The sequence below is a fragment of the Klebsiella sp. 10982 genome, from assembly GCF_048589245.1.
GTDB lineage: Bacteria > Pseudomonadota > Gammaproteobacteria > Enterobacterales > Enterobacteriaceae > Klebsiella > Klebsiella quasivariicola.
The window spans coordinates 121,215-136,070 of record NZ_JBMAXV010000008.1; the positions used below are offsets into that span (position 1 = coordinate 121,215).

A 14,856-nucleotide genomic window follows, 5' to 3' on the forward strand; every position below is an offset into this window, starting at 1 on the left:
TTCAGGCTCCCGGGTGCTGATGAAAACCAAACGCGTAACTATCAAAGATATCGCCGAACTGGCGGGCGTCTCCAAAGCGACCGCCAGTCTGGTGCTCAACGGCCGTGGCAAAGAGCTGCGCGTGGCGCAGGAGACGCGCGAGCGCGTGCTGGCGATCGCCCGCGAGCAGCACTATCAGCCGAGCATTCATGCGCGCTCGCTGCGCGATAACCGCAGCCATACCATTGGCCTGGTGGTACCGGAGATCACCAACTACGGATTTGCCGTTTTCTCCCATGAGCTTGAGACGCTCTGCCGGGAAGCTGGCGTGCAGCTGCTTATCTCCTGCACCGACGAAAACCCCGGCCAGGAGAGCGTGGTGGTCAATAACATGATTGCCCGCCAGGTTGACGGTCTGATCGTCGCCTCGTGCATGCACAGCGATGCCGACTACCTGAAGCTCAGCGAACAGCTGCCGGTGGTGCTGTTTGACCGCTCCCCCAGCGACAGCGCCCTGCCGCTGGTAATGACCGACTCGGTGACGCCAACCGCCGAGCTGATCTCCCGCATTGCGCCTCAGCATGCGGATGAGTTCTGGTTTCTCGGCGGCCAGCCGCGGCTGTCGCCGTCGCGCGACCGGCTGGCGGGGTTCACCCAGGGCCTGGCCCAGGCGGGAGTCACGCTGCGCCCTGAGTGGGTGATCAACGGCAACTACCACCCCAGCTCCGGCTATGAGATGTTCGCGGCGCTCTGCGCGCGGCTGGGACGTCCGCCGAAGGCCCTGTTTACCGCGGCCTGCGGTCTGCTCGAAGGGGTGCTGCGCTACATGAGCCAGCACCATCTGCTGGACTCCGATATTCATCTCGCCAGCTTCGACGATCACTATCTGTATGATTCGCTTTCCCTGCGCATTGATACCGTGCAGCAGGATAATCGCCAGCTGGCCTGGCACTGCTACGATCTGCTGAGCCAGCTGATCGACGGCCAGGCGCCGGAGCCGCTTCAGCGCTATCTGCCCGCTACCCTGCAGATTCGCCATCCCTGACGACGCCGTCGGCAGTCAACGCTTTCGCCGGGCGCGCGCCGCCGGCCTCATCGCCAGCAGCACGCCGGCAAACAGCATGCCCAGGCCGATCGTCACCGGCCAGCGGTAAGCCGCCAGCAACGAGGGCAACCCGCTGTCCGGCGCCAGCATCACCAGATTCCAGCCCGCCAGCCCCGCCTCGCCGTTCAGCGCGCGGGTTAGCATCCGCTGGTGTGGGGCGAATGGCTGAATGGTCTGGTAATGGCTGCCGAACAGCGGGGGCTGCATCTCCCCGGGGAACTGCGCCTGCACCTGGGCCAGCACGCTGGCCGGCAGCGCATGCGACGCCGCCAGCAGATGCCCGTCGCCATTCACCAGCAGCAGCTGATAATGCCGCTGCCGGGCGAGGGTATGGAGTTCGGCGCGCATCGCCGCCAGCGGCCAGGCGATTTCCCGCTGCCGCGCCGGGGTGTTCATTCGCCGCTCAAGGCGTTGCGCGACCCACTGCGCATCCTCCTCCAGCTGGCGGGTCTGCATCTCCCGGTAAACCTCTCTGGCCGGCCAATTCACGCCCCGACCGAGCGCCAGGATCGCCAGGCCGGCGATCAACGTGACGATAATGCCCCAGCTTGCCGGTCGCCAGAGCGGCGAGGGTTTGACGACGGATGGTGTATTCATACGACTCCAGAAACAAAAGGCCACGCGTGGGCCTCTGACGAATGGGCAACAGAAGTGGCAAAACTGTACAGGATGAGCCGGGCGGGCAAAACAGACAGGCCGCGGCTGGCGGGGCGTATTTTGTTTATTTCTGGACAGGACGGGCGGCAACGACGTCCTTCGCCGTTACCGCCCGTTGATAAGATTAGTGTTTTTTCCGGTTGCGACGCATGTCGATAGTCACCGCCGCGACGATAATGATGCCTTTAATAATATCCTGCACATAGGCATCGACGCCGACAAAGGTAAAGCCGCTTTTGATCAGGCCAAGGATCATCGCGCCAATCAGGGTGCCGGTAATACGCCCCACCCCGCCCATCAGGCTGCTGCCGCCGATCACCGCGGCGGCAATCGCGTCCAGCTCATAGGACATCCCCATGCTCGACTGGCCGCTGCTGACGCGCGCCGCCAGCACCACTCCCGCCAGCCCGGAGAGCGCCCCGGCGATGGTGTAGACGATCACCAGATACTTATTCACGTTGATGCCGGACACTTTGGCCGAGGTCATGTTGCCGCCGATGGCATACACATATTTGCCATACCGGGTATGCTTCAGCGCAATGTGAAACACGGCGGCGATCACGAAGAAGATAATCACCGGCATCGCCCCCTGGCCTATCGCGGTAAAGCTGTCGGAGAGGAAGCTGATCGGGTTGCCCTGAGTGTAATACTGCGCCAGACCGCGCGCCGAGACCATCATCCCGAGGGTGGCGATAAACGGCGGAATACCGGTCCGCGTCACCAGAAAACCGTTGGTCAGCCCGCACAGCAGGCCAACGCCGATCCCCGCGCAAATCGGGATCACCGCCGGCAGGTTGACCAGCGCCGGGAACATCGGCGACAGGCTGTCGGAGGTTTGCGCCAGGCTCGCCGCCACCACCGCCGCAAGGGCAATAACCGAGCCGGAGGAGAGGTCAATCCCGGTGGTGATGATCACCTGGGTGACGCCGACGGCGATGATGCCGATAATCGCCACCTGCAGCACAATCAGCACCAGGCGGTTGGTATTGAGCAGGAACGACTGGTCGCGAACATACCAGCCGGCGATTTCAAAGGTCAGGGCAATCACCAGCATCACCACAAAGATGCCGGTATCTTTCGGCATTTTATGCCGCAAATTAGCGAAGAAGGAGGTACCCTCGCTGGCCGGAGCCGCCGTTAATTTCATATTACTCATTCTCTGTGCCTCAATGGGATGCCAACGACAAAATGGTTTCCTGGTCGGCTTCGTCTTTTTCCAGGATGCCGGTGATACGGCCTTCATGCATCACCATGACCCGGTCACTCATGCCAAGGATTTCCGGCAGCTCAGAGGAGACCATAATCACCGCCACCCCCCGATTCGCCAGTTCACTGATTAGATGATAAATCTCCGCCTTCGCCCCGACGTCGATACCGCGGGTCGGCTCATCGAGAATTAAGATTTTCGGTTGCGCTAACAACCAGCGCGCAATCAGGACTTTTTGCTGATTCCCCCCGCTGAGGTTATTAATAATTTGATCCATCGTCGGCGTTTTAATATTGAGCCGGCGAATTTGCTCCATGCAGTCTTCGGCCATTTTCACGTGCTGGACAAAACCGCTCTTGCCGATATATTCCGGCATTTTGACGATACTCATATTTTCCAGCACCGACAGCACCAGAAACAGGCCCGACTTTTTGCGGTCTTCGGTTAATAACGCCATCCCCTTTTCAATCGCCACGGAGGGGGAATCAATGGTCACCGGCGCTCCGTCGATCAGCACTTCGCCGCTGTCGAAGCGTTCCATACCGAACAGGCTTTCCATCACCTCGCTGCGCCCGGCGCCCACCAGCCCGGCCACGCCAAGGATCTCGCCCCGCCGCACGCTAAAGCTGACGTCATGAAACACGCCCTGGCGCGTCAGGTTGCGCACCGTTAGCACCTCTTCGCCGATGGTGTTATTAAATTTCGGAAACAGCTGGGTTAATTCGCGGCCCACCATCTGGGTGATCAGCGACTGGCGGGTAAATTCGGTGGTGTTTTTGCTCCCCACCCAGGTGCCATCGCGAAACACGCTGATCTCGTCGGTAATGGCAAAGATCTCATCCATTTTGTGGCTGATATAGATGATCGCTTTGCCCTGGGCGCGCAGGTCGCGGATGATGGTGAACAGGTGCGCCACCTCGCCTTCGGTCAGCGCCGAGGTCGGCTCATCCATGATCACGATATCCGCGTTCCACGAGACCGCTTTGGCAATCTCCACCATCTGCTGGGCGGCGATGCTCAGGTCGCCCACCAGCCGGTCGGCGGTTAAGCGGATATTGAGCTTATCCAGCAGCGCCTGGGTCTGGCGGGTCAGCTGGCCGTGGTCGACAAAGCCGTACTTCATCGGCTCGCGCCCCAGCCAGATATTCTCCGCCACCGTCATATGCGGCACCAGATTCAGCTCCTGGTGGATCATTGAGATCCCCGAGCGCAGTGCATCCATGGTGTCGGTAAACTCCACCGGCTCACCTTTCACGCGAATGGATCCTTTATCGGGGCGATAGATACCGATCAGGCACTTCATCAGCGTGGATTTACCGGCGCCGTTCTCGCCCATCAGGGCATGCACCGTTCCCGGACGCACGCGCAATGAGACGTTATCGAGCGCCTTCACGCCGGGGAAGAACTTACTGATACCTTCGGCTTCAAGGGCAAAAGCGTTCATACATCCACCTCCGTACCACAGGTTGGCCAGGACTATTTCTGATTACGGTTGGTAAATTCAGCCATGTTCTCTTTGGTGATCAGCTGATACGGCACGTCGATGATTTTTTCCACTTTCTCGCCGTTCGCCAGCTTGATGGCCGCGTCGACTGCGCCTTCACCCTGGCCTTTCGCATCCTGGAAGATGGTGGCGATCATCTTGCCGCTCTTCAGCATCTGCAGGGCATCCGGGGTGCCATCCACGCCGGCGATGAGAATATGGTTCGGGTTTTTGCCCAGCGCCTGCAGGGCGCCGATCGCCATTTCATCGTTGTTGGAGGCGATGGCCTGGATATCCTCACCGCTGGTCATCCAGTTGCTGACCACGTCCACCGCGTCATTGCGGGTAAATTTCGCGGTCTGCTTCTGGACGATTTTGATGTTCGGGTATTTGGCGACGACCTCTTCCACCCCTTTGGTGCGGTCGCGAGTGGATTCATTCGCCAGGTCGCCGAGCAGGATCGCCACATTGCCCTTACCGTTCATCGCTTTCGCCAGCGCTTCCATCTGCAGACGGCCGGCGAGAATGGAATCCGACCCCACATAGGCCATCTTGTCGGTCAGCTCCGCCTGCGGACGGCGGTTCACAAATACCAGCGGGATCCCGGCTTTGGTGGCCTGATCCATGATCGGTTTCACCGCGTTGGTATCCACCGGGTTGACGATAATGGCGTCCACCCCCTGACCGATAAAGTTCTGCACCTGCTGCAGCTGTTGGGATACATCGCCTTTCGCGTCCTCGATCTGCGATTTAACGCCATCTTTTTTCATCTCTTTTTGCATCGAGGTCCGCAGGATCGTCAGGAAGTTATCGTCAAACAGCGCCATTGAGACGCCAATAGAGACGTCTTTTGCCATAACCACCGCAGGCAGCATGCAGGCTAACAAAGAGGCAACAATCGTTTTCTTAATATTCATAGTTGATCCTTGATTTTGTAGGTACGCCGGTGAATGAAACAAAATGAAAAATTAATTTCAGTCAGATTGCGGCAAATGTCTGCTGTGATGGCGACGGGTCGGCGGTGTTTTTCGCCATTCGTCGTGATCGGAATCACAAATGACGGCTGTTTTATCATCACTTTTTTGAAACGTCAGTCCATTTATGCCGCACCGCGAATTACAGACCATTTATTTCATTAACAAGACATTTGAAACTTTTATAAGTAAATAACTGAAATGAAAATTTTAAAACTATGCAGTAACAGAATTTTGACAGACATCTAACATTGCTGCATAAATGAGCGAAAAATGAGAGGCAGACAACGCTTTGACGCGATCTCACTCCACACGGGGTGGCATTTACCCGCCGGGAGTCATCGGGGGTCGGGAGGAAGACGCGCCGACCGTCTCAGTCGACGTTTTCGGCGCTGTAGAGGATAAAGTCGACTTTACCGTCGGCATAGGTTTGCGGCTGATAGCCGGACTCCAGATGGCGCAGCATCAGGTCGATCGCCAGCTGGGCGTGCTGTCGGGTGTTCTGATCGAGCGTTAACGCCAGACTCCCCTTCGCCAGCTGCTGGCGGGTGGTGTTGTAACGCTCATGGGTGATCCAGCAGACGTCGCCTTCGCGGCGGTGGCGGGCCAGCGCCTCGGCAATTTGGGTATTGCCAAGCCCGGTGTTATAGATCCCCACAATATTCCGGCTGCGGCACAGGGCCTGTTCCAGCAGGCGGGTGATCTGCTCCCGCCGCTCCTCGCCCGCCAGCACGTCGCTGAGCTGCAGGTGGGGAAAGCGCTGGCTCAGCACCTCGCGGAACCCCTGAATGCGCAGGCGATGCGCGCTGTAATCTTGCCGGCCGCTGACCATCAGCACCTCGCCGGGCCGCGGCGTCATTCTCCCCAGCATTAACCCCGCCGTGCGGCCAGCCTGCAGCTGATTGATCCCCACGTGGCAGAGCCGGTCGGCGCCCGGCAGGTCCGTCGCCAGGGTGATCGCCGGAACGCCCGCCTCCCTGCAGCGGCGCAGCGCGTCGTGCACCGCGGGATGGTCATTGCCGAAGACGATAATCCCCTGACGCTGCTGGCAGCTGCGCACAATGCGCCGGGCCAGGGTCGTCGGCTGCGACTCCGGGACAAAGGTGCGGTGCAGGGTCAGACGGCGATAGCCGAGGCTATCCGCCACGGCGGCAAAATCCTGCGCCAGCTGCGGAAAGAAGAACGAGTCATTGCTGCTGAGAAAGACCTCAACCTGCCAGGGAAAGCGGTGCTCTTCCGGCAGGATCCGCTTCAGCCCCGCCTCGCGCGCCGCCTGCAGCACTTTGCGCGTAGTCTGCGGCGATACGCCGCCGCGCTCGTTCAGCACCCGATCAACGGTAGCCACGCCGACGCCAATCTGTCTGGCCAGCATCGCCAGTGACATGTTTTTCATCGCCCCTCTCTTCATGATGGAAATCCATCAAAACGGCAGTGTCAGTAAGTTTAGCAAACCGATTATGGTGGCAGCGTCCCCTTCTTCTTCTGGAGAAAAAAATGATCTGCAAACGTTTTGCCCTGATAGGCAGTGGTTTTATCGGTCAGGTTCATGCCGCCAGTGTTGCCCGTCATGAAGGAAGTGCGCTGACGATGGTGGCCGATGCCGCCCCGGAGCGCGCCCAGGCGCTGGCCGCCCGCTATGGCGCCCGGGCGGTGACGGTGAGCGAGGCGATCCACAGCGACGCCATCGACGCGGTGCTGATCGCCAGCTCCACCCCGTCGCATGCCGAACTGCTGGAAGCCGCCGCCCGGGCGGGCAAGGCGGTCTATTGCGAAAAACCGATCGACCTCTCCCTGGCGCGCGCCCGTGAGGTGGTGGAGCGGGTGCTCCCCCTGAACGTGCCGGTGACCGTCGGCTTTAACCGGCGCTTCGACAGCAGCCATCAGCAGCTCCGCCGCCAGCTGGAGCAAGGGCTGATCGGCCGGGTTGAGCTGGTGCAGATGGTCTGCCGCGCCTCCAGCATGCCGCCGCTCGATTATCTGCGCAGCTCCGGCGGCCAGATGCGCGATCAGGCGATCCACTTCTTCGATCTCCTGCGCTTTCTCACCGGCGATGAGGTGTGCACCGTGGCGGCGATGGGCGCGGCGCTGGCCCTGCCAGACATCGCCGAATTTGGCGATGTCGACACCTCCATCCTGATGATGCAGATGCGCGGCGGCGCGCTGGCGCAGCTGGACAACACCCGCCGCACCGGCCACGGGTACGATGAACGGATCACGCTGCTGGGCGCCGAAGGCGCGCTGGAGTCCGGCAGCCAGTCGCCGGCGGGCCCTACCCTGTGGCGCGGCAATCAGCGCATTGAGCCGGGCCTGTGGCCGGACTGGTTCAGCCGGGTACAGGGATCTTATTACCAGCATCTTGACGCCTTTATTCGTTCTCTGAATGGTGAAACCGTGGCCGATTTGCCCGGCCTGCTGGACGGCCTGCAGGCGCAGGCCATTGCCGAAGCGGCGGTTCAGTCCCTGCAGCGCGGCCAGTTTGTCGCCGTCGACGACTGTCGCTGAGCGGGTACGAGGCAACCGCTATCTGGCGCAGTACCAGCCTTTATGCCGGGCGGCGGCGACGCTTTGCCCGGCCTACATAACACAGGCATTAATACACTGTAATATCAAACGGTTGCAGTAAAATCCCAGGCCCGTTCAAGCGCAGCGCCGCCGGGCAAGGACAGCCGACGCGGAGCCGTTTTATGCCGGGCGGCGGCGACGCCTTGCCCGGCCTACATAACACAGGCATTAATACACTGTAATATCAAACGGTTGCAGTAAAATCCCAGGCCCGCGCAAGCGCAGCGCCGCCGGGCAAGAACAGCGGGTGCGGAGCCGATTTTATGCCGGGCGGCGGCGATGCCTTGCCCGGCCTACATAACACAGGCATTAATACACTGTAATATCAAAAGGTTGTAGTAAAATTGTAGGCCCGCGCAAGCGCAGCGCCGCCGGGCAAGAACAGCCGACGCGGAGCTGCTTTTATGCCGGGCGGCGGCGACGCCTTGCCCGGCCTACATAACACAGGCATTAATCCTCTTTAATATCAAACAGTTGCAGTAAAATCGTAGGCCCGCGCAAGCGCAGCGCCGCCGGGCACCAGACATCCGGCACTGTGCGCGTCCTGGTGCCGGGCAATGGCAGACACGCTCGCCCTATCTGCAAACCAACGCCCGGCCGGCTCCTTAGCGTTCTTCGTTAAACACCGCGCCCACCTGGCGCCGCACCTCATCCATCACCTGCAGATTCTGCAGCACCCGACTGAGCGGCCGCAGCGGCGAGTCCTGCAACCCCTGCCCGATGCACCAGGCAAAATGCTCCGCCTGCCAGAACAGCTGGTCGTAGCGATTGCGCGGCTCTTCCCAGCGCAGCGCCTGCCCGCCCTGGCTGGCGGCGAGCGTGAAGCCGCCGGGGGCGTAAAACTGGCCGTCGATCGTCAGGGTCGCCTGACGTCCGGCCACCACCGCCCCGCCCGGCGTGTTGCTGAATAATGTGGTGTTTAACAACCCCTGCATCCCGTTCTGCCAGCCGAACAGCATCGACGTCTGGCCGTTAAGCCCCTCCGCCGTAGCGCTGCCGCGGGCGACAATCTCCTGCGGCATGCCGCCCACCATCAGCGCAAACGAGGTCAGATAGCTGCCGAGATCCATCATCGGCCCGCCGGCAAGGTCGGCATTGAAGATGCGGTGGTCGGGGGTGAAATACTCGCCGTGATCGGCCAGCAGGGTATGCAGGTCACCGAGCGCCCCATCCGCCAGCAGCTGGCGGATCACATCATATTTCGGCGCGTAATCGCACCACATCGCCTCCAGCGCCAGTTTTCCCTGGCGGGCGGCTTCGGCCTGCAGCTCACGCCCTTCGCCAAGGTTGAGCGCGAAGGGCTTCTCAATCAGCACGTGTTTTCCCGCCTTCAGCGCCTGCATGCCGTCGGGAAAATGATGGTTGTGCGGCGTTGCAATATACACCGCATCAATATCCGGACGCGCCAGCATCTCCTCCACCTGGCCGTAAGCCTGGGGGATACCCCATTCCGCGGCCACCCGCTCGGCCTTCGCCTGGCTGCGGGAGGCCACCGCCACCACCTGCTGCCGGCTGTAGGTTTTCAATGCATGAATAAAGCGCTCGGCGATCCAGCCGGGACCGATAATGCCCCAGCGCAGGGAGGGAATGCTCTGCGCCGCCGGGCGGCGCGGGGTCGGTAAGTGTGAGGGAAACATAGCGGCTCCTTAGTCTTTAACCACGTTCACCCAGCGACGGCTGGCCATCGAGGATTCAATCGCCGACAGCACGCGCTGATTCTGCAAACCAAATTCAAAGTTGGGATAGCAGTCGTCGTCCCCGCAGATCCCCTGCACCAGGTCATGTACTTCGATCACCTTGACGTCAAAATAGCCCAGCCCGCCGCCGCCAAAATCGAAGCCGAAGAAGCCGGCATAGGCCGGGATCTGGCTCCCGGCATACAGCGTCTTAAAGCCGCGGTCGTGTTTATCATCGTTGAAGCGATACACCTGCAGTTCGTTAAAGCGCTCCCCGTCCATATACAGCGTGCCTTCGGTGCCGGAGACCTCCCAGAACACGCCGAAGATCCGCCCGGCGGCAATGCGCGAGGCCTCTATCACTCCCGCCGCACCGCTGTCGAAAGTGACCAGGCACTGAACCTGATCGTCATTTTCCACTTCCCGCCACTCGGCATCGGCCGCGACCCGGCTGGCATACCCGGCATCGCTCTGCGGTACCGGACGCTGTCGCAGGCAGGTTTGCGCGCTGGCGGTCACTTCGCGGATCCCGCCCAGCAAAAACTGGGCGACGGACAGGGTATGGGCGCCGAGGTCGCCAAGCGCCCCGCTGCCGCCGAGGGTTTTCGAGCAGCGCCAGGACCAGGGCAGGTTCGGGTCGTTATAAAACCCTTGATCAAAGGTGCCGCGAAAGCGCACCGGTTCGCCAATATCGCCCCGGGCGATAATCTGCTTTGCCAGCAGCGCCGCCGGGGTTTTAATGTTGTTAAAGGCCACCATGGTCTTCACGCCCGCTCGCCGCGCCGCCTGCGCCATTTCCTGCGCCTGCTGCTCGTTAACCGCCAGCGGCTTCTCGCAATAGACATGTTTACCCGCCGCGATCGCCGCCATCGCCATCGTGTAGTGCAGATGGTTCGGCGAGGTGATATCCACCACGTCAACCTGTGGATCGTTTACCAGCTCGCGCCAGTCGCCGTAGGCCTTTTCTGCCCCCAGTTTCGCCGCATGGCGTTCGGCCAGCGCCTGATCCTGATCCGCCAGCGCGTAGAGATGCGGGCGCTTCGGCAGATCGGGATAGAACATGGCCGCGCGACGGTACGCGTCGGCGTGCGCCTGCCCCATAAAACCCGAGCCAATAAGACCGATATTTAACCGCGCGCTCATGCTGCGTGCTCCTCTGACGGTGAAGGGGAAGATAAATGGTGTGCCAGCCAGGCAAAGGCGCGGCGGGCGGTGGCCAGCGGCGGCGCCATCGTCGGGTCCTGCTCGGCTTCGATAATCAGCCAGCCGCGATAGTCGCTGTCCCGGACAAAGTCGAGGATCGGCGTATAGTCGATGCAGCCGTCGCCGGGAATGGTAAACAGTCCGGCGCGCACCGCCTCGTTAAAGCTCAGGTTTTCACGATACAGGCGCCCCAGCACCTGCGGACGGACGTCTTTCAGATGCAGATGGCGGATACGGTGGCCATATTTTTGCAGCACGCGCGGGATCTCGACCCCGGCGACAAAGGCGTGTCCGGTATCAAACGCCAGCCCGACGTTGTCATGGGTATGGGACAGAAACCGCTCCAGCTCGTCATCGTGCTCCACCAGCATCATCAGATGATGGTGATAGGCCAGCTGGAGGCCATAGTCGCGCAGCAGCAGGTCGGCAAAGGTATTTAGCTTGTGGCAATACGCCGCCAGGCTGACACGGCTTAACGGCGGCGAGAGTGAAATAGGCTCATCAAGCGGGGTTTCACCCGGCAGTTGCCCGCACTCGCCGTAAACCATCACCCTCGCGCCGAGCTGCCGGAGGAGCTGCGCGTGCTCCCGCACCGCCTCCAGCTCCGCTTCCACGCTGCGGTCGGCCAGCAAGCCGCTGTACCAGCCGGACGCCAGGCGCAGGTCGGCCGCCGCCAGCAGCGGGCCCAGCGTTTCTGCCTGGCGGGGAAATTTCCGTCCTAATTCAATGCCCTGATAGCCCGCCTCCCGCGCCTCGCGCAGGCAGGTATCCAGGGGAATATCACCGCCTAAATCCTCCAGCACATCGTTAGTCCAGCACAGGGGGCTCACGCCCCACTGCAGATGCTCTGTCGCCATCTTGTTCTCCTTTCCACTCTGTGGTCTTGTTTGGCGTCACTATAAGCAGGCGACGACCGACGATGAAAACGGAGAAATGATGGAAATTCATCATTACGCTGGCGGTATATTCGCTATTTCAGGTAACCCTGAAAAATAAATGGAAATAATGCTTGCCGCCGGCTTATTTTGCGGATAAAAATTACTGGCTTAATAACCCGCTTTCGAGGTTATCCCTTTCATTCGAAATATGATGATAGCAATATGAAAAAAACTCAACACTGCACCGGCGCGGGCTTTTGCCGTGCGCCCAGGCCAGGCCTGCTGTTATTTGCCTGAATGACAAATAACCACTTTTAAAACATCAAATAATTAACATTCTCTCTGCAATAATATGACAAGCAGCGGGAAGGTCGGCCTGTAAAATAAGCATTCGGCCTTGATGTTTTACCAATAAATAACCCTTCAGCGTCCTGTTTATTATTTTCAGGAAGGGCTGAGGTTATTTTATTATGACGCCAACGGGAGAATACAACGATGTATATCACTCTCTTTGACCCTGCACGCCGCTATCGCGATGAGAAACAAGAAGATGAATAAGACCTGGCTTTTCACCACCCTGACCCTGGCGCTGATCGCCGCCGCGCCGGCCCATGCCATTAGCGCGAAATACCGGGAACAGCTTGAACGTTCCGGCTGCACGCAGATGACCGACGGGACCACCTGCGATATTCATAAATCCAAAGCTGAGAATGCCGCCGCCGCGCAGCACGCCAGCAGCGGCTTCGACCCCTGGGTGGGCACCTGGTATGTTTATACGGAGTATGGCAATAAAATTGATGAGATTGTCGTCACCGCTAAAACGGTGAAAACCCGCGGCCATCTGGTTGAGGACGCGAAAGCCAGCCAGGGCAAATTGACCTTCCGGGTGCAAAACTCAGCGTTTACCCTCAACGACGCCTTTAACGGCGTCTGGAAAAACGGCAGCCAGCGCGGCACGTTGCAAAAAGTATTGTAATCGCATCGCCCCTGCCGGCCGGCGGGGGCGGAAAGCCGGGTGCGCTAAGGCTTAAAATCCAGTAGCGGATGGTTAAAGATCTGGTAGACCCCTTCGCTGGCAAAAGGCGGGAAGGTTGTGCGCAGTACAGCATCGCTCACTACCGCGCAGAACGCCGGATCGCCCCCCTCCTGCTGCAGTCCGGTCAGTTTTGCACTGCGGTTAAGCGACAGCCGCACGGAGCATATTTTCCCCTGGTAGCGCGCGCTGTTGGGCAATTGAACCATAACCGCCTCTCTGAGCGCGAAGGCGTAGCGCATCAGTTGCTCCTGCGTGGCTTTGCCCGGCGGCAGTGGGTGCGTATCCGGGGCCGCGGCCCGCTGCTGCATCTGGCGGATCAGTTCCTCCTGCGTCGGATGCTTCTCCTTCGCTGCCTGGCAGCCGCTCAGCAGGCTAATAGCCGCCGCGGTCATGAGGGCAATACCGAATTTGCTCATAGCGTCTCCTTGCGAAATGGCCCCTATTGTCGCGCGTCTGGCCACGGCAAAACATCCCGATAAATAGCGGTTAGCGGTTCATAAAGCAGGGAAAACGACAGGAAGGAAATAATGCACACAGGCCCTCCCGGCGCAGGCCGGGAGAGCGTGTAACGGATTACTTCTGCGGACGCATGGCCGGGAAGAGGATCACGTCGCGGATAGTATGGCTGTTGGTAAACAGCATCACCATGCGGTCGATACCGATACCCAGACCGGCGGTCGGCGGCAGGCCGTACTCGAGGGCGGTCACGTAGTCTTCGTCGTAGAACATCGCTTCGTCATCGCCCGCCGCTTTGGCGTTCACCTGATCCTGGAAGCGCTGCGCCTGGTCTTCGGCATCGTTCAGCTCGCTGAAACCGTTACCGATTTCGCGGCCGCCGATGAAGAATTCGAAGCGGTCAGTGATTTCCGGGTTGACGTCGTTGCGGCGCGCCAGCGGGGAAACTTCCGCCGGGTATTCGGTGATAAAGGTTGGCTGGATCAGGTGTGCTTCCGCCACTTCATCGAAGATTTCGGTGACGATACGCCCCAGACCCCAGCTTTTCTCTACCTGAATACCGAGAGATTCCGCCAGCGCTTTCGCTGCGTCGAAGTTATCCAGATCCGCCATGTTGGTTTCCGGACGGTGTTTCTTGATCGCTTCACGCATGGTCAGTTTTTCAAACGGCTTGCCAAAGTCAAACACCTGGTCGCCATACGGCACTTCGGTTTTGCCCAGCACCGTCTGCGCCAGGGTGCGGAACAGCGACTCGGTCAGTTCGATCAGGTCTTTGTAATCCGCATACGCCATATACAGTTCCATCATGGTGAACTCTGGGTTATGGCGTACGGAGATCCCTTCATTACGGAAGTTACGGTTGATTTCAAACACGCGTTCGAAACCGCCGACCACCAGACGTTTCAGATACAGTTCCGGCGCGATGCGCAGGTACATATCCAGATCCAGGGCGTTGTGATGGGTGATAAACGGACGGGCGGACGCGCCGCCAGGGATCACCTGCATCATCGGGGTTTCCACTTCCATAAAGCCGCGGGCCACCATGAACTGACGCATGGTGGCGAGGATCTGCGAACGGATACGGAACGTATGACGCGACTCTTCGTTGGCGATCAGATCCAGATAACGCTGGCGATAGCGGACCTCCTGATCCTGCAGGCCGTGGAATTTATCCGGCAGCGGGCGCAGGGCTTTGGTCAGCAAACGCAGCTCGGTGCAGTGGATCGAGAGTTCGCCGGTTTGCGTTTTGAACAGTTTGCCGCGGGCGGCGATGATGTCGCCGAGGTCCCATTTTTTAAACTGTTCGTTGTAGACGCCTTCCGGCAGATCATCGCGCGCGACGTACAGCTGAATGCGGCCGCCGACGTCCTGGAGGGTGACGAAGGAGGCTTTGCCCATCACGCGGCGGGTCATCATCCGGCCGGCCACCGCAACCTCAACGTTCAGGGAAGCGAGTTCATCGTTGTCCTTCGCATCGAATTCAGCGTGCAATTGGTCAGAGGTGTGATCGCGACGGAAGTCGTTGGGGAAGGCTACGCCCTGCTCACGCAGCGCAGCCAGTTTTTCGCGACGAGTTTTCAGTTCATTATTAAGGTCAATGGCCTCATCGGCACCTTGTGCTTGTTGTTCAGACATATGGA

The 14,856-nt window shown here is 59.8% G+C and carries 12 protein-coding genes and 1 pseudogene; 3 read left to right on the forward strand and 10 right to left on the reverse strand.

Features of this window, described 5'->3' with window-relative positions:
* The first annotated feature begins 13 nt into the window (after window positions 1–13).
* Window positions 14–1,024: a LacI family DNA-binding transcriptional regulator gene (locus tag ACKLKD_RS09800; RefSeq protein WP_165931833.1), complete on the forward strand. Its 1,011-nt coding sequence runs from the start codon at window positions 14–16 to the stop codon at window positions 1,022–1,024.
* A 47-nt stretch (window positions 1,025–1,071) separates the two neighbouring features.
* Here the strand turns inward: ACKLKD_RS09800 and ACKLKD_RS09805 are convergent.
* From ACKLKD_RS09805 to ACKLKD_RS09825, 5 genes and pseudogenes are all read right to left on the reverse strand, one after another.
* Window positions 1,072–1,681, reverse strand: a pseudogene (locus ACKLKD_RS09805) (hypothetical protein).
* A 184-nt stretch (window positions 1,682–1,865) separates the two neighbouring features.
* Window positions 1,866–2,888 carry an ABC transporter permease gene (locus ACKLKD_RS09810; RefSeq protein ID WP_025714884.1) on the reverse strand — a complete coding sequence of 341 codons (1,023 nt, stop codon included), beginning with the start codon at window positions 2,886–2,888 and terminating at the stop codon, window positions 1,866–1,868.
* 19 nt (window positions 2,889–2,907) lie between these two features.
* Complete coding sequence (locus tag ACKLKD_RS09815; protein WP_004142660.1) at window positions 2,908–4,392, reverse strand: sugar ABC transporter ATP-binding protein; 1,485 nt, start codon at window positions 4,390–4,392, stop codon at window positions 2,908–2,910.
* Window positions 4,393–4,424: 32 nt separating this feature from the next.
* Entirely contained in the window at window positions 4,425–5,348 is a 924-nt protein-coding gene (locus ACKLKD_RS09820) for a sugar ABC transporter substrate-binding protein (protein WP_002892597.1), read from the reverse strand.
* Window positions 5,349–5,778: 430 nt separating this feature from the next.
* Window positions 5,779–6,798 carry a LacI family DNA-binding transcriptional regulator gene (locus ACKLKD_RS09825; protein WP_080896965.1) on the reverse strand — a complete coding sequence of 340 codons (1,020 nt, stop codon included), beginning with the start codon at window positions 6,796–6,798 and terminating at the stop codon, window positions 5,779–5,781.
* A 101-nt stretch (window positions 6,799–6,899) separates the two neighbouring features.
* Here ACKLKD_RS09825 and ACKLKD_RS09830 point away from each other — a divergent pair, with 101 nt between their 5' ends.
* Complete coding sequence (locus ACKLKD_RS09830) at window positions 6,900–7,907, forward strand: Gfo/Idh/MocA family oxidoreductase (RefSeq protein ID WP_042930118.1); 1,008 nt, start codon at window positions 6,900–6,902, stop codon at window positions 7,905–7,907.
* A 665-nt stretch (window positions 7,908–8,572) separates the two neighbouring features.
* Here ACKLKD_RS09830 and ACKLKD_RS09835 read toward each other — a convergent pair.
* The 3 genes from ACKLKD_RS09835 to iolE are packed head-to-tail and all read right to left on the reverse strand — an operon-like array spanning window position 8,573 to window position 11,703.
* Window positions 8,573–9,604 carry a Gfo/Idh/MocA family protein gene (locus ACKLKD_RS09835; RefSeq protein ID WP_087806306.1) on the reverse strand — a complete coding sequence of 344 codons (1,032 nt, stop codon included), beginning with the start codon at window positions 9,602–9,604 and terminating at the stop codon, window positions 8,573–8,575.
* Between the two features lie 9 nt (window positions 9,605–9,613).
* The gene (locus ACKLKD_RS09840; protein WP_025714888.1) at window positions 9,614–10,786 is read right to left on the reverse strand and encodes a Gfo/Idh/MocA family protein; all 1,173 of its coding nucleotides are present in this window, start codon (window positions 10,784–10,786) and stop codon (window positions 9,614–9,616) included.
* Entirely contained in the window at window positions 10,783–11,703 is a 921-nt protein-coding gene (iolE, locus tag ACKLKD_RS09845) for a myo-inosose-2 dehydratase (RefSeq protein WP_087806308.1), read from the reverse strand. Before iolE ends, ACKLKD_RS09840 begins: the two co-directional genes overlap by 4 nt.
* 571 nt (window positions 11,704–12,274) lie before the next feature.
* Here iolE and ACKLKD_RS09850 point away from each other — a divergent pair.
* The gene (locus ACKLKD_RS09850; protein WP_087806310.1) at window positions 12,275–12,700 is read left to right on the forward strand and encodes a hypothetical protein; all 426 of its coding nucleotides are present in this window, start codon (window positions 12,275–12,277) and stop codon (window positions 12,698–12,700) included.
* 44 nt (window positions 12,701–12,744) lie between these two features.
* Here ACKLKD_RS09850 and ACKLKD_RS09855 read toward each other — a convergent pair whose 3' ends face one another.
* Both ACKLKD_RS09855 and lysS read right to left on the reverse strand, forming a co-directional pair.
* A complete protein-coding gene (locus ACKLKD_RS09855) occupies window positions 12,745–13,176 on the reverse strand; it encodes a cell envelope integrity TolA C-terminal domain-containing protein (RefSeq protein ID WP_087806312.1) in 432 nt (143 codons plus the stop codon).
* Window positions 13,177–13,333: 157 nt separating this feature from the next.
* A complete protein-coding gene (gene lysS, locus ACKLKD_RS09860) occupies window positions 13,334–14,851 on the reverse strand; it encodes a lysine--tRNA ligase (protein ID WP_004202393.1) in 1,518 nt (505 codons plus the stop codon).
* Between the last annotated feature and the right edge of the window lie 5 nt (window positions 14,852–14,856).